Source organism: Nocardioides sp., from assembly GCF_036405735.1.
Classification (GTDB): Bacteria; Actinomycetota; Actinomycetes; order Propionibacteriales; family Nocardioidaceae; genus Nocardioides.
On the sequence record NZ_DASWXC010000108.1, the window covers coordinates 1 to 18,933 of the forward strand.

The window sequence follows — 18,933 nt, forward strand, 5'->3', positions numbered from 1 at the left end:
CCGCCGTCGCCGACCCCGCCAGCCCGGTGCGGCCCGGCCGTGACACGACCGTGGCTGCCACCCGCATCCGCGCCCGCTGGGACGATCGAGAGGTGCTGGCCGGGCTCGACCTGTCCCTGGCGGGCGGGGAGAGGGTCGCCATCGTCGGGCCGAGCGGGTCCGGCAAGAGCACCCTCGCGGCGCTCCTGCTCCGCTTCGTCGACCCGACCGCTGGGTCGATCACCCTGGGCGGGGTGGACGTGCGCGACCTGCGGCTCAAGGACGTGCGCGCCCGCGTCGGCCTCGTCGACGACGACCCCCACCTGTTCGCCTCGACGGTGGCGGAGAACGTCCGGTTCGCCCGACCCGGCGCCACCGACGCCGAGGTGGCGACTGCGCTGCGACGCGCCCACCTCGGCGACTGGCTCGACCACCTGCCCGACGGGCTCGCGACCCGGCTCGGCGACGGCTACGGCCGGGTCTCCGGCGGCGAGCGCGCCCGCATCGCGATCGCCCGGTCGCTGCTCGCCGACCAGCCGGTCCTGGTGCTCGACGAGCCGACCGCCCACCTCGACGCCGCCACGGCCGAGGCGATCGCCGCGGAGGTCCTCGGCGGGGTGGAGGATGGGCGTGCCGTCCTGTGGATCACCCACGGCAGCGCGGGACGTGACCGCGTGGACCGGGAGATCCTGCTGACGGCCGAGGGCGGGGTGGAGCAGATGGAGTGTCTGGTCGAACGTCAGACGGTGTCAGGAGGAGTGCGATGAGCGAGCCGATCCGGGTCTTCGTGCTGGACGACCACGAGGTGGTCCGACAGGGTCTGCGGGGCCTGCTGGAGGCGGCGGGCGGCATCGAGCTGGTCGGTGAGTCCGGCTCCGCGGTCGAGGCGAGGGCGCGCATCCCCGCGCTGCGCCCCGACGTCTGCGTCCTCGACGCCCGGCTGCCGGACGGCTCCGGCATCGAGGTGTGTCGCGACGTCCGGGCGGTCGACCCGTCGCTGAAGGCGCTCATCCTGACGTCGTACGACGACGACGAGGCGCTCTTCGCGGCGATCATGGCGGGGGCGTCCGGCTACGTCCTCAAGGAGATGGGCGGCCGGGACCTGGTCGGCGCCGTGCGGCACGTCGCTGCAGGCCACTCGCTCATCGACGCGTCGCTGACGGCGCGCGTGCTCGAACGGGTCCGCAACGGCCCGCCCACGGCGCCCGAGCTCGCCGATCTGACGCCGCAGGAGCTCCGCCTCCTTGAGCTGATCGCGGAGGGGCTGACCAACCGCCAGATCGGGGAGCGGATGCACCTGGCGGAGAAGACGGTGAAGAACTACGTCTCCGCGCTGCTCGCCAAGCTCGGCCTGGAGCGCCGCACCCAGGCCGCCGTGCTCGCCGCGAAGCTGCTGGGCTGAGCCTTGACTCACCGATTCCCGCCTGCTGCGCGACACCATCGGGGCACCGCGGTCGACGAAGGACCTTCGTCACTCTGGACTGGCGACCTTCGGCCCTGACCGCCGGCGGCGGACAGCGGGAGTCTGGTGGTGGAAGGAAACCACCACTAGCGAACCAAGGAGGCGGTCGACATGGCCGCAACGCACTTCCACCTCCGCTCCCGGGCGATCTTCGAGTCGGGCGCGATGGCGCCGGTCGAGGGCGAGCGCACCGAGGCGACGGCCACGGACGCTGCCCGGGCGGTCGTCATCGAGCCGGTCGTCCGCTCGCTCGCCGCGCGTCGGGTCCTGGCCGGGCTGCGGATCGGCTTCGGCCTCACGTTCCTGTGGGCCTTCACCGACAAGCTGCTCGCGCTGGGCTTCGCGACGGGGCGGGCCGAGGACGGCACCGTCGACCGGTTCGGCGACGCCGCCTGGATCAACGACGGCAGCCCGACCCTCGGCTTCCTCAAGTTCGGAGCCGACGGCCCGTTCGCCGACGTCTACCACTCGATCGCCGGTGCGGCCTGGGCCGACTGGCTGTTCATGCTCGGCCTGCTCGGCATCGGCCTGGCGCTGACGCTCGGGATCGGGCTGCGGGTCGCGGCCACCGCCGGTGCCGTGCTCTACGTCCTGATGTGGACGGTCGTCCTGCCTCCGGAGAACAACCCGGTGCTCGACGACCACCTGCTCGGCGCGATCACCGTCGTGGCGCTCGCACTCACGCAGGCGGGCGACACCTGGGGTCTGGGCCGGACATGGGCCGGCACGGAGCTGGTGCGACGGTTCCCCGTCCTGCGCTGACGCGCCGCTGGCCCGACGGCGGCCGCTCTCCTCGCGGAGGGCGGCCGCCCTTCGCGTGCGCGACGGTCAGCGCAGCGGGACCCGCCAGCTGAACCTCGTGCCGCGCGGCTCCCTCGCCGTGATCTCGAGCGACCCGCCGAGCGCTGCGGCGCGCTGCCGGGCGTTGCGCAGGCCGCTCTCGCGGGCGCCGGGCCGCAGCCCCACGCCGTCGTCGGTGACGTGGAGGCAGACCTCCTCGCCGGTGACGTCGAGGCGGACCTCCGCGTCGTCGGCGAGCGCGTGGCGAGCCAGGTTGGACAGCGCCTCCCGCAGCACCGGCACGAGCTGCTCGCGGACCTCGGCCGGGACGGCCGTGTCGACCGGTCCGGTGGTGCGGACCGCAGGCGTGAAGCCGAGCACGGGGACGTAGTCGCGCACCAGCTCGCGCAGCTCGGTGCGCAGCGAGGTGGGGCGCCGCTGCTCGAGCTCGAAGATGGTGCCGCGGATGTCCTTGATGGTCTGGTCGAGCGCCTCGACCGCGGCGTCCAGCCGGCGGCTGATCTCCACGTCCTCGACGAGCAGGCCGACGCCCTGCAGTTGTAGGCCGGTCGCGAAGACCCGCTGGATCACGACGTCGTGAAGATCCCGGGCGATCCGCTCCCGGTCGCTGACGATCGCCAGCTGGGCACGCTCGGCGACGGCCTGGGCGCGGTCGAGTGCCAGCCCGGCCTGCTCGGCGAAGGAGAGCAGCAGCTCGCGCTCCTCGCGCTCGGCCGGATCGTAGGCGCGGTCGAAGACGGCGACGAGCAGCCCGTGCTCGGCGAGCTGGGCGCCGAGCGGTACGGCGACCACCGCCAGGTCGTCGACGGTCCGCTCGGTCACGGTCCCGGGGGCCGCCGCCAGGTCGGCGACGGCCGCCGCCGTACGCTCGGCGACCTCCTCGTCACCGGGGTCGGCGGCGACGGAGGTGAACGAGCCCGCGGCCGTCCGGGTCGCGACGGTCACCATCCGCGCCCGCGCGACGGTCCGGGCGGCCCGGGCCAGACGGTCCAGGGCGAGGCGCAGATCGATCGGCGGCTGCAGCGCCTCGGTGAGCTGCGCGGACGCCTCGAGCCACTGCCGTCGGCGCTCGCTGAGCCCGTAGGCACGGGCGTTCTCGATGACGAATCCGGCAGCGTTGGCCAGCGTCTCCACGACGGCGAGGTCGTCATCGGTGAACTCCGCGCCTCCGGCCTTCTCGGTGAGGTAGAGGTTGCCGAAGACCGTGCCGCGGATCCGGACCGGAACGCCCAAGAACGACGCCATCGGCGGGTGGCCCGGTGGGAACCCGGTCGCCAGCGGATGCTGGCTCAGGTCACGCAGCCGGATCGGCTCGGGATGGTCGATGAGCAGTCCGAGGATGCCGCGTCCGTGGGGCGGCGGCCCGATCTGCTGCTCCTGCTCATCGGTGAGGCCGGTGGTGACGAACTCGGCGAGCGCGCCGCGACCGATGACTCCCAGCGCGCCGTAGCGCGCGTCGGTGAGCTCGGCGGCCGAGCGGACGATGCGCGTCAGGACGCCTGGTAGGTCCAGGTCGCTCGACATCGCCACGACAGCGTCGAGGACCGCCCGCGCGGAGGCGTCGGGGGCGCCGGAGGTTGGTGGAGTCGCGGTCACCGCTACAGCGTGTCGGACTCACGCAGCCGGCGTCCCGAGATCTCGGTCCACCGCAGCTTCAGGAACATGCTCCGATGGCCGGCTGCCCATGGCTCCGGTGTGTGTCCGGCGCGCAGCAGCCCCGTGTCGCGCAGGGTGTAGGCGATCTCGCCCCGGCCGCGCACCTCGACGCTCCAGCCCTGCTCGCTCTCGGCTTCGATCTCATCGATCTGGAACGCCAGCATCGAGCCGGTCCCGTAGGTGCCCAGCAGGCTGTAGGCCGCCGTCCGCACGACCACCATCGGTCCGTGCGCGTCGTCGACGACCACGTAGTTGAGCGGAACGATGTGCGGGCCGGTCGGTGTCGACACGGCCATCCGGCCGACCTTCCCGGCTCGCAACCGCTCCTCGCACTCCACGGCGCTCATCTCCAGCAGGTCGCGCATGGTCCTCACCCCTCGGTCCCAGTCGTCACCCCTCCAGGGTGCGTCCCGCGTCGACGCCGGCGTAGGGCCGTTAGTCCCTAACCGACGTCGCCGTCGACGTACACCCACCGCCCCGCCCGCCGCTCGAAGCGGCTGCGCTCGCGCAGCTCGCCGGCACGCTGCTCGCCGGCACCCTGGACGCTGTGGAACGTCGCGGTGAAGTCCACCCAGTCCTCCCCGGCGTCGTGGACGGTCAGTCCGGTCCAGGTGACGTCGGCGTCGAGCTCGATCGTGGCCGGCCGGGTGCGCGGATGCCAGGTCGCGAACACGTAGTCGGCGTCGCCGACGGCGTACGCCGCGTAGCGCGACCGCATCAGCTGCTCGGCCGTCGTGGCCGCGGCGGCGCCGCGATGGAGCGGATCGCAGCAGGCGTCGTACGGCCGCGAAGAGCCACACGGACAGGGTCGGCCGAAGAGGTGCACGCCGGTGACGGTAGCGCGGTTGCCGCGGTGAGTAGCGTGAACCCGTGACGCCCGCTGCGACCACTGTCCCCGCCATCCGCACCCTCGGCGAGCTCCGCGGGAGTGGCCACGTCCACAAGCCGCTGCGCACCGAGATCCGCGACAACCTGCTCGCGAAGCTGCGCACCGGGGAGGACCCGTGGCCCGGGCTGCACGGCTTCGCCGGGACGGTCGTCCCGCAGCTGGAGCGTGCCCTCCTCGCCGGGCACGACGTCGTCCTGCTCGGCGAGCGCGGCCAGGGCAAGACCCGGCTGCTGCGCACCCTGGTCGGGCTGCTCGACGAGTGGACGCCGGTGATCGAGGGCAGCGAGCTGGGCGAGCACCCCTACGACCCGGTCACCGTCACGAGCCGCCGCCGCGCCGCCGGAATGGGCGACGACCTGCCGGTGGCGTGGCGACACCGCAGCGAGCGGTACGCCGAGAAGCTGGCCACCCCCGACACGTCCGTGGCGGACCTGGTCGGCGACGTCGACCCGATGAAGGTGGCCGAGGGCCGCTCGCTCGGTGACCCCGAGACGATCCACTTCGGCCTGATCCCGCGCAGCCACCGCGGCATCGTCGCCATCAACGAGCTGCCCGACCTCGCCGAGCGGATCCAGGTGGCGATGCTCAACGTGATGGAGGAGCGCGACATCCAGATCCGCGGCTACGTGCTGCGGCTGCCGCTCGACGTGCTCGTCGTCGCCAGCGCCAACCCCGAGGACTACACCAACCGCGGCCGGATCATCACGCCGCTCAAGGACCGCTTCGGCGCCGAGATCCGCACCCACTACCCGCTCGAGCTCGCCGACGAGGTCGCCGTCATCCGTCAGGAGGCGGGGCTGGCCGAGATCGGCGCCGATGTGCCCGACTTCCTCGTCGAGATCCTCGCGCGCTTCACCCGGAACCTGCGCGAGTCCTCCGCCGTCGACCAGCGCAGCGGCGTCTCGGCGCGGTTCTCGATCGCGGGCGCGGAGACGATCGCCGCGGCGGCGCTGCGTCGCGCGGCGCAGCACGCCGACGAGCCGGTCGCCCGGGTCGTCGACCTGCACACCGCCGTGGAGGTGCTGGGCGGCAAGGTCGAGTTCGAGACCGGCGAGGAGGGGCGCGAGGCGGAGATCCTCACCCACCTGCTGCGCACCGCGACCGCCGCCACCGTGCGCGAGCGGCTGCGGGGCATCGACTTCGCGCTGCTCGTCGACGCCATCGAGGGCGGCGCCCAGGTCGTCACGGGCGACAACGTCGCGGCAGTCGACGTCCTGGCCGGCCTGCCGGTGCTCGGCGAGTCCGACCTCTACGACCGGGTCTGCGAGCGGCTCGGGGCGACGACCGACGGCCAGCGCGCGGCTGCCCTGGAGCTGGCGCTCGAGGGCCTCTACCTCGCGCGCAAGATCGGCAAGGACGTGCGCGACGACGCCGGGGAGACCGTCTACGGATAAGGGCGGGTACGCCGCCGGCGTACCGCTGCGAAACAGGGTGGCGCCGCGCCGGGTGGGGCTGTGAGGCTGGGGTCGTGAGTCTGGGACGCATGCGGACCTTCCACCGGGTGCTGGTCAACACCGCCGTCGCGAACGTCACGACCAGCTACCTGTGGTGGTCGCTCATCTTCTGGGCCTACCTCGAGACGGGCTCGGTGCTGGCCAACGGGCTGATCGCCGGCACCTACATGCTGCTGGTCTCGGTGTTCAGCATGCTCTTCGGCACCGTGGTCGACCGCCACCGCAAGCACCGGGTGATGCTGTTCTCCGGCGGGGTCACCGCGGTCGCCTTCGGCCTGGCCGGGCTGCTGTTCTGGCTGGTGGGCCAGCGGTCGATGGCGGACCTCGGCCAGCCCTGGTTCTGGGTCTTCAGCGCGGTGCTGCTGCTCGGCGCGGTGATCGAGCAGCTGCGCAACATCGCGCTCTCGACCACCGTCACGCTGCTGGTCCCCGACGAGGGCCGGGCCAAGGCCAACGGCCTGGTCGGCACGGTGCAGGGCATCGGGTTCGTGGTCACGAGCGTGCTGTCCGGACTGTCGGTGGGCCTGCTCGGCATGGGCTGAACCATCGTCATCGCGCTCGTCCTGGTCGCGGCCACGCTGGTCGACCTGATGCTGCTGAGCCTCCCCGAGGACGAGCCGGAGCGCGACCCCGAGGCGAGCGGTGCCGTCGACCTGCGCGGCGGCATTGCTGCGGTCCGGGCCGCGCCCGGCCTGTTCGCGCTCATCCTGTTCTCGACGTTCAACAACCTGCTCGGCGGCGTCTACATGGCGCTGATGGACCCCTACGGACTGACGCTGTTCTCCGTCGAGGGGTGGGGCCTCGTCTTCGCCCTGGCCTCCACCGGCTTCATCATCGGCGGGCTGGTCATCGCCAAGCTCGGGCTGGGTCGCAACCCGATGCGCACCATGCTGCAGATCGCGGCGGTGATGGGCGTGATCGGCGCCGGCTTCACCCTGCGGGACTGGTGGTGGCTGTTCGCGGCCGGCACCTGGCTGTACATGATGCTCATCCCGGCGGTCGAGGCCGCCGAGCAGACAGTGATCCAGCGGGTCGTGCCGTTCGAGCGACAGGGCCGGGTGTTCGGCTTCGCGATGATGTTCGAGACCGGCGCCGCGCCGATCACCGCCTTCGCGATCGCGCCGGTCGCGGAGTTCGCGATCATCCCGTACCTGGAGACCGACGCCGGCCGCGACACCTGGCGCTGGCTGCTCGGCGACGGGGAGGCGCGTGGCATCGCCCTGGTCTTCCTGTTCGCCGGCATCGCGCTGGTCGCGCTCGCGCTGGCGGCGTTCACGACCCGCGCCTATCGGATGCTCTCGGCCCAGTACCTCGCCAAGGCCCCCGAGGAGACCGACGAGGTGCTGACGCCGGGTGCGTAGAGTGGCGGGGATGGCTCGATACCGTCGCTACTCCGGCGGCGATCCGCTCGCCCCGCCGGTCGATCTCGCCGAGGCGCTCGACGCCATCGGCCACGACGTCATGGCCGGCTACAGCCCCGAGCGCTCGCTGCAGGAGTTCCTGCGCCGCGGTCCCGTCAACGGGCGCGGGCTGGACGACCTGGCCCGCCAGGTGGCGCAGAAGCGCCGGGAGCTGGTGCAGCGCCACAACCTCGACGGCACGCTGCAGGAGGTGCGCGAGCTGCTCGACCGGGCGGTCCTGGAGGAGCGCAAGCAGCTGGCCCGCGACGCGCTGATGGACGACGCGGACCGGGCGTTCCGGGAGCTGCAGCTCGACAGTCTCCCGCCGAACACCGCCGCCGCGGTGACCGAGCTGGCGTCGTACGACTGGCAGAGCCGCGAGGCCCGCCAGGACTACGAGCAGATCAAGGACCTGCTGGGGCGCGAGCTGCTCGACCAGCGGTTCGCCGGCATGAAGGAGGCGCTCCAGGGCGCCACCGACGAGGACCGGGCCGCCATCAACGAGATGCTGACCGACCTCAACCAGCTGCTCGAGAAGCACGCGCTGGGGGAGGACACCCCCGAGGACTTCGCCGACTTCATGGCCAAGCACGGCGAGTTCTTCCCCGAGCGGCCGCAGAGCATCGAGGAGCTCCTCGACGCCCTCGCGCAGCGCTCGGCGGCGGCCCAGCGGATGCTGAACTCGATGACGCCCGAGCAGCGGCAGGAGCTGATGGAGCTCTCGGCCCAGGCGTTCGGGTCACCGCAGCTGATGGAGCAGCTCTCACGCCTCGACGGCAACCTGCAGCTGCTGCGCCCGGGCGAGGACTGGGGTGGCGCTGCCGGCCCGGGGGAGTTCGAGGGGGAGGAGGGGCTCGGCCTGGGCGACGGCACCGGCGCGCTGCAGGAGCTCGCCGAGCTCGACCGGCTCTCCGAGCAGCTCTCGCAGTCGTACGCCGGCAGCCGGCTCGACGACGTCGACCTCGACGCGCTCGCCCGGCAGCTGGGGCAGGACGCCGCGGTCGACGCCCGCACGCTGGCCGAGATCGAGCGCGCGCTGCGCGACTCGGGGCAGCTCGAGCGTGGCTCCGACGGCAGCCTGCGGCTGACGCCGAAGGCGATGCGGCAGCTCGGCCGGGCGCTGCTGCGCGACGTCGCCCAGCGGATGAGCGGACGGCAGGGCCAGCGTGACGTCCGCGGCGCCGGCGCCGCCGGCGAGCTGTCCGGAGCCAGCCGGCCGTGGGAGTACGGCGACACCGAGCCGTGGGACGTCCCGCGGACCATCACCAACGCCGTCGTACGCCGCTCCGCTGGTCAGGTCGAGACCCGGATCAAGCTCCACCTCGAGGACATCGAGGTCCAGGAGACCGAGGCGCGCACCCAGGCGGCGGTGGCGCTGCTGGTCGACACCAGCTTCTCGATGGCGATGGACGGTCGCTGGGTGCCGATGAAGCGCACCGCACTCGCGCTGCACACGCTCATCCGCAGCCGCTTCCGCGGCGACCACCTGCAGCTGATCGGGTTCGGCCGGGCCGCCCGGACGATAGAGATCGAGGAGCTGACCGCGCTCGACGCGCTGTGGGACAAGGGCACCAACCTCCACCACGCCCTGCTGCTCGCGAACCGGCACTTCCGCAAGCACCCGAACGCCCAGCCGGTGCTGCTGGTCGTCACCGACGGCGAGCCGACCTCCCACCTCGAGCCGGGCGGCGAGGTCTACTTCGCCTACCCGCCACATCCACTGACCATCGCCTACACCGTCAGGGAGCTCGACAACGCCCGCCGGCTCGGCGCCCAGACGACGTTCTTCCGGCTGGGGGAGGATCCCGGCCTGGCCCGGTTCGTCGACTCGATGGCCCGTCGCGTCGAGGGCCGTGTGGTCGCCCCCGAGCTGGACGACCTCGGCGCGGCCGTCGTCGGCTCGTACCTCGGCAGTCGCGACCCGGCCGGGTCGGCCGGCGGTGGGTCGCCGTCGTACGCCGACTGGTTCGGTGGCCGCGGCTGGTGGGCCGGCTGAACCGGTGCGTGCAGCCAGCGGCACATCTCAGGCGCCGGTCGGATCGACCTGCATGAGCCGGAACTGGTTGCCCGACGGGTCCCGGAAGCCGCAGTCGAAGCCGTACGGTCGCCGCTCCGGCAGGTCGACGAACTCCACGCCGCGCGTCGACATCTCCTCGTAGTCACGCTGCACGTCGTCGGTGACGAAGAAGGCGCTGCCGGACAGGCCCTGGCTCATCACGGCGACGATGAGGTCGCGCTGCTCCGCGCTGACCATGGGCGGGCCGGGGATGGTGAGCAGCGACAGCTCGAAGTCGGGCTGCTCCTTCGGACCCACGGTGACCCACCGGAACCCGGGGGCGATCTCGGGGAAGGCCTGGTCGGTGCGGACCTCGAAGCCCACCTTGGTGGTCCAGAAGTCGAGCGCGACGTCCTGGTCGTGCACCCAGACGCCGGTGGCGGCGATCGTCATCATGGCTGTGCTCCTTCGGAAGGGATTTCGCTCGACGCTAGGGACACGACCGGCGCCGGGTCTTCTCGAAAACTGCGGTGCTCGGGACGTGCGGCCCAGCGCACGACACAGCCGGGGAGCGGCGGCCGGTCGGGCAGGGGCGGGTACGCCGCTCGGTAGTCGCTCGGCGAGCGACCGAACATCCGCTTGAAGCTGGTCGTGAAGCTGCCGACGCTCGAGAGCCCGACGGCGGTGCAGATGTCGGCGACCGACCGGTCGGTCTCGCGCAGCAGGGCGGCCGCCCGCTCCAGGCGCCGGGTGAGCAGGTAGCCGTGCGGTGTCACGCCGAAGGCATCCCGGAACGCCCGCGCGAAGTGGGCCTGGCTCAATCCCGCCGCGGCGGCCATGTCGGCCACGCCGATCGGCGGCTCCGCGTCGGAGTAGTGCCGGTCGGCGAGGTCCCTGCCCCGCAGCAGGTGACGCTCGATCGGGAGGTCGGCCATCACCGGTCATCCTCACACGTGACAATGGCCTGGTGCCCGAGCCCACCGTGCTGATCCTGCTCGGGATCGCCGCGCTCGCGGCGGGGTACGTCGACGCGGTGGTCGGTGGCGGCGGCCTGATCCAACTGCCCGCGCTGCTCGTCGGCCTGCCGGGCGCCGCTCCGGTGGAGGTGCTGGCGACCAACAAGCTCGCCTCGATCTGCGGCACGACGGTCGCCTCGGCGACGTACTACAAGAAGGTGCGCCCAGACCCACGCACGTTCCTGCCGCTGATGCTCTTCGCGTTCCTCGGGTCGGCCGGCGGGGCCGCGGTGGCCGCGCGCCTCCCCAAGGAGGCGTTCGAGCCGATCGTGCTGGTCGCGCTCGTGGTCGTCGGCGGCTGGGTGCTGTTCAAGCCGTCGCTGGGCGAGGTGACGACGCTGCGGTTCGCCGGCCGCCACCACACGCTGGCCGCGGTCGGGACCGGGCTGGCGGTGGGCTTCTACGACGGCGCCCTCGGGCCCGGCACCGGCAGCTTCTTCGTCATCTCCCTGGTGGGCCTGCTGGGCTACTCCTTCCTCGAGGCCTCCGCCAAGGCGCGGCTCGCCAACTGGGCCACCAACGCCGCCGCCCTCTGCGTCTTCGTCCCGCACGGCGCCGTGCTGTGGGGCGTCGGCCTCACGATGGCCGCCTGCAACCTCGCCGGCGGCTACCTAGGAGCCCGTACGGCGGTCGCCCGCGGCACCCGCTTCGTGCGGATCTTCTTCATCGTGGTCGTCGGGGCGTTCGTCGTCCGGATCGGGGGCTCGGTCGCGGGACTGTGGTGACCGAGCTCGGGTGCTTGACGTGCCTCGGAGTCCCTACTGCGGATGCAGCGACACGGCGCTTCTAACCGCCGTCTATGACGCGCAATCACGGCGCCTCCGTACCTGCGTTCAGGGCGAGGAGATGGTCAAAGCAAGCCAGTCGTCCACATCATTCGGGATGCCTCCGTTGCGCAGGGGCAGCGACCAGTCCGGCGTTGAGGTCGTGACGCGCGGGCTCAGAAACCACAAACAGTCGGGGCCGCGGCCGGTTCTCCTGTGGCATCGGCGGCCACGAGCTCTTCGTCCAAACCGCCGGAACCAACGACTACATGGTTGTCGCCGCGGTGACGACCGCGCCCCATGGGAGGGCTTCACACTGCCCAGCCGCGATGCCGGGCCTCGAGGCGGCAGCTATGGGCGCACTAACCCCGGATGCGGCGAGACCTACGTCAGCTTTGAACCACGATGCTCACGTTGCGGCGTCCCCCATGCGCCGACCGCGACAGATGCACCTGCGCCCCACCGTCGCGGAGAGGAACTGCACGTCTTGCTGGATGGTGAAGCCTGCTGCGTCCTTCGTCGGCGACGTCTGCGGCGACTGCGCCTGAGCACGCCGGACCGCAGCGACCGACCAGGTTCTGCCACACGCGACCTCGGCCCCGATGCCGCCTCCGGGAGGACGCTGACTGTCGGTGGCGACCGCCATGCTCATCTTCAGGGTCCGTGAGCCGGCCGGCGAGATAGCCCGTCTGTTCCCCTCGAAGGCCCACTTCCGAACCGAAGGGACAGAAACCGTGGCAATCTTGAACAACGAGAACACTGACTACAACCAGGACAGTCCGTTCCACCGCCCGGCGACCGTGGAGGAACTCCTCGAGCAGGCACGTCGTCGAATCCAGGTCAGCGACGCCGAACTCGCAGAGGCTCGACGTCGCCGAGACCTCATCGGCGCCGCGCTACTCAACGAGTTCCGCGGCAGCCGCGTCTACGTGAACGGATCCGTCGCCCACGGCGACGCACTCAACCCACTCACCGACATCGACCTCGGCATCGTCGTCGCCGAGGCCAAGCACACCCACGGCCCGGGCAAGAAGGGCTGCTCGGATCTGCAGGAGCGTGCCGCGAACGTCATCCGCGACGCACTCCACGAGGAGTTCCCCGGGCTACGCGTGGAGTGGCGCGGCCGCCGGCGTTCCATCCTGGTCCGGTTCTCCAAGGCCGTCACCTACGGCCAGGACGACTTCACCGCCGACGTCATCATCGCCATCGACAACCCCGACGACGAAGGCCTCTTCATCCCGAACTACCAGGGATGGAGCCGCTCGCACCCCGAGGAGCACACCCGACTGGTCCGGGAGGCCAACAAGGCCACCGACTACACGTATGCACGGGTGGTCCGCCTTACCAAGCACTACAACCGTTGCAACCAGAAGCCGTTGTGCTCCTGGAACATCAAGGCCCTCGCCCTCGACGCACTGACGAGGCGTAGCCGCCTGGCCGACGGCATGCTCTCCTGGTTCGACCACGCCATCGCGAGCCTGTCCAAGGGCCTGACCGAGGACCCCGCCCACGTTGCGGAGCAGCCCATCGCCATCAACGACGAGATGACCCGTACCGAGGTCGTGGAGCGGCTCAAGAAGTCCCGCGAGCTCCTCGTGAACGCCCTCACCCTGGAGAAGGCCGGCTACCTCGTCCTCGCACACGAGACCCTCGCCAAGTTCTTCAACGACGAAGAGATGTTGCCCTACCCCAACCTCGACGAAGTGCGGCGCGAAACCGCCCGCAAGTACGTCAACGACCGCCGCCAGCGCACCGGCGGCAAGACCACCAAGCCGAGTGGGCAGGCGACCGGCAGCGCCGCGGCCGCCGCAGTGAATGCCCCGGTCGTAGGGCTGCACCACGGACAGAGCGCGTCGAACAGCCGCTCCTGGGGCGAGTGACGATGACAAACCAGACCCTCGGCCGAGTCGGTGGACGTCGCCGTGGCGGAACGAACGCCTGGTACGGAACGAGCATCGAGTTCCAGCGGGCCCTGTTGGCCGACCTAGACACGTTCGTCGAGCACCGAGGGCAGGTCCGGATCGGCCTGGCCGACTCGGCGACCCATGGCGCGGCACGCCGCACCGGTCAGCGGATCCTCGTCATCGAGCACGCGGGCCTGGACGTGCCTGCCCGCCGCGAACTCGTCCCGGTCCGCATCGAGTTCCACGAGAACCCCAACTACAGCACTCACGGCCTGTCGCCCATGGACTACCCACGCGTCCTCGCCGACCCCGGTGCCGCCTCCAAGCACCGCTTCAACGACGACTCCCTGTGCCTGTGGTTCCCCGGCGACCCCGAAGAGCGCCGCTGGCAGCACACCGACGGCCTCATCACCCTCCTCAACACTGTGCGCAACCACCTCTTCTTCGAAGACCACTGGCGCGCCACCGGCGGCGCCGGCGGCCCGGACCAGCCCGCAGGCGAGTGGCTCGGGGATGAAGCGCCCCATCCTGTCCCCTGCGAGGAGAACGCAGCATGACAACGACCGGCACCCTCAGCCAGACCGCAGGAGTAGATAGCCTCTGCCCCGCGGGCGCCCACGCAGCACCGAGCTCGACCGCGACGCCCGCGGTACCTACTCCGCCGACTTCGGCGGCGACCATCCACAAGTCGCCATCTGCCAGCCCTGCCACCACCGCGAACGCAGTCCCGAGTGGAGGACCAGCTCCACTAGTCGCGGGCACAACAGCACCCTCCGGCAGTTCCCACCCTGCGGAGACCAGCAGTGGGCTCGGCGACTTCACCTACGCCAACCTCGTCACCCTCGCAGCTGCGCTCATCGCCGCCGCTGGCGTCGTCGTCACCCTGCTCGTCAACGCCGCTCGCAGCCGCCGAGACAACCTCGCCACCCTCTACGCCGACGCACTCGGTGCCGTAGCCGAATACCTCGAAGGCCCGTACCGCATCCTGCGCAAGGACGGCGACAAGTCCACCCGCTTCGCAATCACCAGCAAGTTGTCCGACGTGAAGACGTCCATCGACCACAACCAAGCGCTCCTGCGACTCCACGCACGACCGGGTGTCGCCGACGCGTATGACGCCTTCGTGGTCGCCGCGAAGAAGGAAGCCGGGAAGCAGATGCACGAGGCATGGAAGGTCTCGCCCGTGACGACAGACGACGGCGTCAACCTCCACGTCGCACTGCCGCGCGGCGATGCGGAGGCCGCACGAGCCCGGCTTGTCGAGGTGATGCAGGCCGACCTTCATCAACGTTGGTGGAACCGCAAGTCACATGGCCGTTATCGCGACGCGGTGAAGGCTGTTGCCGACGCCACACAGCCCATGCCCGCGGCCACGCCCGACGAACAGGGGGCATCAGAGTGACCCCGCAGGTCTTCGGTTCGCCGATGCCCTGGTTGAGCGACTGGTCCCGACGTCCGCTGACCGGAGGTAGCAGCAAGCGATCCTTGTATCTGGGTGCCGTTGGCGAAGACTTTCTCGCCCGCGGCGTCCAGGCGGCGCTTGGGCCGGCCAAAGCAGCCGGCGCTCTTCTTGGAGCCCGAGCCCGCGCCCGTGTTCTCGGCGACTTCGACATGATCATTCACGTCAACGGCGGCAGTGAGGACCACGTGATGGTCGTCGATGCCAAGAACCGCTCTTCAAGCCAGGTCGCCCAAGTTGACGTGGACAAGGCCCACCAGCGGCTCGAGGAGCTCGTCAGGAGCGGAGGCCTGGGCGAGACGGTTCGCGGTGCGCGGAACGGATGGGATGGCGTCAAGCTCAGTTACCACTTGGTTTTCGCCGGCGAGGTAACCACTGACGAGTGGCAACGCGATGCCCGAACCAAACGGGTGCTGCGGCAACACCACCCACGAAGCGATGTTCACGACGACGAGTACACAGTCGTGGTTGAGTCCTACGAGACTCTCTTCGGCGATGTGCTGTGCCGTGCGATGCGGAGTAGCGATGCGGACTCGCGTAGTACCAGGCACGGCACCCACATACTCGACAAGATCGCGGAGCAGTACTTCCCCGACGAGCCGCCGACGCCGTTCAAGTCCATCATGGAACGGAACAACGCCGTCGACTGGATCTGCATCCACCCCGCGTGCCCCACACCTCAAGGCAAAGGGCACCTGCTGGCCCACCTCCATGACCAAGCACATGTCCGGGATGCACCGAGCGGCTCTCGATGGGGCCGCACTGCGATTGAGTCGCTCGCCAAGACTGGCGCCTGCGGAGCACCGGAGTGGGACTCGTTGGTGAAGATCGACGAGCTATGGGAATGGGAATCAGGATCCGCCGCTGCTGCACTGCTGTTCGGCCCGAGCCATCGTCCGTACGAGGAGGACCTCCACTATGTGGGGCCACCTGCCTGAAGCGACGCGCTCGAGGGTGGCGGAGTCGAAGAGGGTCCCACACAGAGCGGTCGGCCCCGTTGACAAGGTGCGCCGTGCATGGCGAAGGCGGACGTAGACAGCATTACGTGGTGCGATGGCAGAACAGGCTCGTTGTACTGCCCGAGGCCGCTAAAGATCACTTACTCGACGCGGCCAACCGCTCATTGGCCGTTGACACGGGGGCCAGGTGGATCATCCAGCGTCCGCATTCATCGGTCTCCCCGGCCCGTCGGTAGGTCATTCCGCCGCTGCCGCGGTGGTATGGCCGTGCGCTTCGAGACAGGCATGCGTTCCAGTCAGTCAACCTCGACCAGCTTGGCCCGGCTCGTGTGACCCCGAACGATCCGGACGGCCGACTTGGGGACGTCGAAGTGCTCGGCCAGCACGCGGACGACACCGTCGTTGGCCGCGCCGTCGACGGCGCGCTCACGCACGAACACCGTCAGTGACCCGTCAGGAGAGACCTCGACGAGCGGTCCCTTCTTGGAGCCGGGCTTCACGGTGATGCCGTACCGGGTCACATCGGCCATTATCCGGGCGAGCTCGAGGAGTCGGCCGTCGTACCCTCGGGCCATGAGTCCCCTCTGGCTCACCGCCTTCCTCGATCTCGCGGCCGACGAGCACGCGGCCGCGACGTCGTTCTGGCAGGGCGTGACCGCCTACGGCCTCTCGAAGCCGCGCGGTGACCACGACGAGTTCGCCACGCTCGTGCCCGCCGACGGCGACGACTACCTCCGCGTGCAGCGCACCGACGACGGGACCACGGGCGTCCACCTCGACCTCCACGTCGACGACGTCGACGGCTGGGCGGAGCGCGCCGAGCACCTCGGCGCCACCGTGGTCGCCCGGCCGGGGCACGTGGTGCTGCGCAGTCCGGGCGGGCTGCCGTTCTGCCTCGTGACCGACGGGGCCGAGCAGCGCCCGGCGCCAGCCGACCACGGCGGCCACACCGCGCTCGTCGACCAGGTCACGATCGACAGCCCCGGGCCGGCGTACGCCCGGGAGTGCGCGTTCTGGGCGGCGCTGACCGGCTGGCCGCTGCAGGATGGCCGGGCGTCGGAGTTCATGCGGATCCAGACGCCGGCCGCGCAGCCGCTGCGGATCCTGCTGCAGCAGCTCGACGAGCCCGCCGGTCGAACGCGAGCCCACCTCGACCTCGCCACCACCGATCGCGCGGCCGAGATCAAGCGTCACGAGACGCTCGGCGCCCGGGTCGCGAGCGAGGGCCGTGGCTGGACGGTGATGACACCGCCGGCCGGGCCTGTCTACTGCATCACCGACCGCGACCCGGCCACCGGGACGGTGCCCGCTTAAGAACGTGCCGCCAGGCCGCCCGGCGTGCGAAAATCCGAGGGTGCTCGGCGTCATCGACCTCCCGACCTACCTGGTCGGCCTCGTCCTGATCATCCTGCTGCCCGGCCCGAACTCCCTCTACGTGCTCTCGGTCGCCGCGCGGCGCGGGGTGCGCTCGGGGTACGCCGCCGCGGCCGGTGTCTTCACCGGTGACGCCGTCCTCATGACGCTCTCGGCCGTGGGCGTGGCCGGTGTGCTGCAGGCCAACGACGTGCTGTTCGGGATCGTGAAGTACCTCGGCGCCGGCTACCTCGGCTGGCTCGCCATCGGCATGCTCCGGGCCGCGTGGGGCATGTGGCGCTCGCGCCGCACCCCCGTCGCGGCCGCCGTCGCCGAGCAGCCGGCCGTGGCCGGCGAGCGGCCGTACCGCCGCGCGCTCGTCGTCAGCCTGCTCAACCCGAAGGCGATCTTGTTCTTCGTCGCCTTCTTCGTGCAGTTCGTCGACCCGGGCTACGCGCACCCGGCGCTGTCCTTCCTGGTGCTCGGCGTGCTCTGCCAGATCGCCAGCGCGGCCTACCTCAGCGCGCTGATCTTCAGCGGCGCGCGGCTGGCCGACGCCTTCCGGCGTCGCCGCGCCCTCTCGGCCGCCGCGACGTCGTCGGTCGGCGCCGTGTTCCTCGGGTTCGCCGTCAAGCTCTCGCTGGCCAGCGCCCACTGAGCCAGCGCCCACTGAGCCGGCGGCGGTGCTGCCGCGCTAGGTCAGACGGCGTCGGGCCGCCGCCCGAACCGGCGTACCTCCTGCGGCCAGCCGCACCCCTCTGCGATCTTCCCCGCCCACATCCGGGCGGCCTCGACGTCGGGCACGTCCACGATCGTCAGGCCGCCGAGGAACTCCTTGGTCTCGACGAAGGGACCGTCGGTGAACAGCACGGTGCCGCTGGTCGCGTCGGCGGTGAAGGGGGTGTCGACGTCCTCCTCCAGTCCGCCGGCGAACACCAGCACCCCGGCGGCCTCCATCTCGCGGATCACCGCCATGGAGGGCTCCACGCGGCTCTGGAACCACTCGGCGGGGTGGTCCCCCACCCACTGCTGGTTGAAGTAGATGAGGTACTCGGTCATGTCCTGCTCCCTGCCTCGGCGGCGGACCCGGCGTCCGCCGCTCACGCTATCCACGAACGGAGGGCGCCGGATCCGACAGCCGCGACGATCCGACGAGCAGGATCAGGCCGGGAAGGCCACGCCGGTGTTGGCGTGGCAGCGGTAGCCGTTCGGCACCCGGTCGAGGTACTGCTGGTGCGCCGGCTCGGCGAAGTAGTAGACGGGCGCCTCGCGGATCTCGGTGGTGATCTCGCCGATCCCACGGCGGGCCAGCTCCTCGCCGTACACGCGGGTCAGCTCGCGCGCGACCTGCTCCTGCTCGGGGGAGGTGTAGTAGAGCGCGGAGCGGTACTGCGTGCCCACGTCGTTGCCCTGCCGCATGCCCTGGGTCGGGTCGTGGACCTCGAAGAACGTCTTGACCAGGTCGGCGTAGGAGACCACCGCCGGGTCGAAGACGATCCGCACGGCCTCGGTGTGGTTGGTCAGGCCGCTGCAGACCTCTTCGTACGTCGGGTTCGGCGTGGTGCCACCCTGGTAGCCGACCGACGTGGACCACACGCCGGGCGTCTTCCAGTAGACCTCCTCGGCACCCCAGAAGCAGCCGAGGCCGAAGTACGCCACCTCGTAGCCCTCGGGCGCGGTGCCGGTGCGCGGGTCGGCGTCGAGCGGAGTGCCGAGGACCCGGTGCTTCGCGGGCAGGTCGAAGGGCCGCTCGGTGCGGCCGGGAAGCGTCTGCTCGGCGGGGAAGAGCGCCGTGGGACGACCGAACATGGGGGTCCTCCTTCGAGAGGGTCCGATTCTGG

Annotated in this window: 20 protein-coding genes and 1 pseudogene; 13 read left to right on the forward strand and 8 right to left on the reverse strand. The window is 71.0% G+C overall.

Annotation, left to right across the window (positions count from 1 at the left end; translation table 11 throughout):
* The 3 genes from VGE38_RS16885 to VGE38_RS16895 all read left to right on the forward strand — a co-directional run.
* The coding region (locus tag VGE38_RS16885) for an ATP-binding cassette domain-containing protein (protein ID WP_331143723.1) at positions 1-746 on the forward strand (746 nt) is incomplete at its 5' end.
* Complete coding sequence (locus VGE38_RS16890) at positions 743-1,381, forward strand: response regulator (RefSeq protein ID WP_331143724.1); 639 nt, start codon at positions 743-745, stop codon at positions 1,379-1,381. The genes VGE38_RS16885 and VGE38_RS16890, both read left to right, overlap by 4 nt.
* A gap of 171 nt (positions 1,382-1,552) precedes the next feature.
* Positions 1,553-2,203 (forward strand): hypothetical protein, encoded by a 651-nt coding sequence (locus VGE38_RS16895; protein ID WP_331143725.1) that lies wholly within the window; start codon positions 1,553-1,555, stop codon positions 2,201-2,203.
* Between the two features lie 66 nt (positions 2,204-2,269).
* Here the strand turns inward: VGE38_RS16895 and VGE38_RS16900 are convergent, their stop codons facing one another.
* The 3 genes from VGE38_RS16900 to VGE38_RS16910 form a co-directional block, all read right to left on the reverse strand.
* Entirely contained in the window at positions 2,270-3,838 is a 1,569-nt protein-coding gene (locus VGE38_RS16900; protein WP_331143726.1) for a GAF domain-containing sensor histidine kinase, read from the reverse strand.
* 2 nt (positions 3,839-3,840) lie between these two features.
* Complete coding sequence (locus VGE38_RS16905) at positions 3,841-4,263, reverse strand: pyridoxamine 5'-phosphate oxidase family protein (protein WP_331143727.1); 423 nt, start codon at positions 4,261-4,263, stop codon at positions 3,841-3,843.
* A gap of 77 nt (positions 4,264-4,340) precedes the next feature.
* Entirely contained in the window at positions 4,341-4,724 is a 384-nt protein-coding gene (locus VGE38_RS16910) for a YchJ family protein (protein ID WP_331143728.1), read from the reverse strand.
* A gap of 44 nt (positions 4,725-4,768) precedes the next feature.
* Between VGE38_RS16910 and VGE38_RS16915 the strand changes: the two genes are divergently transcribed.
* The 3 genes and pseudogenes from VGE38_RS16915 to VGE38_RS16925 all read left to right on the forward strand — a co-directional run bounded on the left by VGE38_RS16915 (position 4,769) and on the right by VGE38_RS16925 (position 9,637).
* Positions 4,769-6,181, forward strand: a complete 1,413-nt coding sequence (locus VGE38_RS16915; protein ID WP_331143729.1) for a magnesium chelatase ATPase subunit I — start codon at positions 4,769-4,771, stop codon at positions 6,179-6,181.
* 89 nt (positions 6,182-6,270) lie between these two features.
* A pseudogene (locus VGE38_RS16920) lies at positions 6,271-7,602 on the forward strand (MFS transporter).
* 10 nt (positions 7,603-7,612) lie between these two features.
* Positions 7,613-9,637 carry a VWA domain-containing protein gene (locus VGE38_RS16925; protein ID WP_331143730.1) on the forward strand — a complete coding sequence of 675 codons (2,025 nt, stop codon included), beginning with the start codon at positions 7,613-7,615 and terminating at the stop codon, positions 9,635-9,637.
* 27 nt (positions 9,638-9,664) lie between these two features.
* Here VGE38_RS16925 and VGE38_RS16930 read toward each other — a convergent pair whose 3' ends face one another.
* Together VGE38_RS16930 and VGE38_RS16935 are read right to left on the reverse strand one after the other, a co-directional pair.
* Positions 9,665-10,093, reverse strand: a complete 429-nt coding sequence (locus VGE38_RS16930; protein WP_331143731.1) for a VOC family protein — start codon at positions 10,091-10,093, stop codon at positions 9,665-9,667.
* A complete protein-coding gene (locus tag VGE38_RS16935) occupies positions 10,090-10,572 on the reverse strand; it encodes a helix-turn-helix transcriptional regulator (RefSeq protein ID WP_331143732.1) in 483 nt (160 codons plus the stop codon). The genes VGE38_RS16930 and VGE38_RS16935 overlap by 4 nt, the downstream gene beginning before the upstream one ends.
* Before the next feature lie 32 nt (positions 10,573-10,604).
* Between VGE38_RS16935 and VGE38_RS16940 the strand changes: the two genes are divergently transcribed.
* The 5 genes from VGE38_RS16940 to VGE38_RS16960 all read left to right on the forward strand — a co-directional run bounded on the left by VGE38_RS16940 (position 10,605) and on the right by VGE38_RS16960 (position 15,718).
* Positions 10,605-11,378: a sulfite exporter TauE/SafE family protein gene (locus VGE38_RS16940; protein ID WP_331143733.1), complete on the forward strand. Its 774-nt coding sequence runs from the start codon at positions 10,605-10,607 to the stop codon at positions 11,376-11,378.
* 773 nt (positions 11,379-12,151) lie between these two features.
* Positions 12,152-13,297: a hypothetical protein gene (locus VGE38_RS16945; protein ID WP_331143734.1), complete on the forward strand. Its 1,146-nt coding sequence runs from the start codon at positions 12,152-12,154 to the stop codon at positions 13,295-13,297.
* A 2-nt stretch (positions 13,298-13,299) separates the two neighbouring features.
* Positions 13,300-13,878: a hypothetical protein gene (locus tag VGE38_RS16950; RefSeq protein WP_331143735.1), complete on the forward strand. Its 579-nt coding sequence runs from the start codon at positions 13,300-13,302 to the stop codon at positions 13,876-13,878.
* Positions 13,875-14,723 carry a hypothetical protein gene (locus tag VGE38_RS16955; RefSeq protein ID WP_331143736.1) on the forward strand — a complete coding sequence of 283 codons (849 nt, stop codon included), beginning with the start codon at positions 13,875-13,877 and terminating at the stop codon, positions 14,721-14,723. The genes VGE38_RS16950 and VGE38_RS16955 overlap by 4 nt, the downstream gene beginning before the upstream one ends.
* The gene (locus VGE38_RS16960) at positions 14,720-15,718 is read left to right on the forward strand and encodes a hypothetical protein (RefSeq protein ID WP_331143737.1); all 999 of its coding nucleotides are present in this window, start codon (positions 14,720-14,722) and stop codon (positions 15,716-15,718) included. The genes VGE38_RS16955 and VGE38_RS16960 overlap by 4 nt, the downstream gene beginning before the upstream one ends.
* Positions 15,719-16,035: 317 nt before the next feature.
* Here VGE38_RS16960 and VGE38_RS16965 read toward each other — a convergent pair whose 3' ends face one another.
* Positions 16,036-16,314 (reverse strand): DUF167 domain-containing protein, encoded by a 279-nt coding sequence (locus tag VGE38_RS16965; RefSeq protein ID WP_331143738.1) that lies wholly within the window; start codon positions 16,312-16,314, stop codon positions 16,036-16,038.
* Here VGE38_RS16965 and VGE38_RS16970 point away from each other — a divergent pair.
* Complete coding sequence (locus VGE38_RS16970) at positions 16,313-17,053, forward strand: VOC family protein (RefSeq protein WP_331143739.1); 741 nt, start codon at positions 16,313-16,315, stop codon at positions 17,051-17,053. The two genes, VGE38_RS16965 and VGE38_RS16970, sit on opposite strands and share 2 nt — an antisense overlap.
* Positions 17,054-17,093: 40 nt before the next feature.
* Positions 17,094-17,750, forward strand: coding sequence for a leucine efflux protein LeuE (leuE, locus tag VGE38_RS16975; protein ID WP_331143740.1), 657 nt, complete (start codon positions 17,094-17,096; stop codon positions 17,748-17,750).
* 41 nt (positions 17,751-17,791) lie between these two features.
* Here the strand turns inward: leuE and VGE38_RS16980 are convergent, their stop codons facing one another.
* Positions 17,792-18,151 (reverse strand): YciI family protein, encoded by a 360-nt coding sequence (locus VGE38_RS16980; protein WP_331143741.1) that lies wholly within the window; start codon positions 18,149-18,151, stop codon positions 17,792-17,794.
* Between the two features lie 102 nt (positions 18,152-18,253).
* Positions 18,254-18,901, reverse strand: coding sequence for a peptide-methionine (S)-S-oxide reductase MsrA (gene msrA / locus VGE38_RS16985; RefSeq protein ID WP_331143742.1), 648 nt, complete (start codon positions 18,899-18,901; stop codon positions 18,254-18,256).
* Positions 18,902-18,933: the final 32 nt, after the last annotated feature.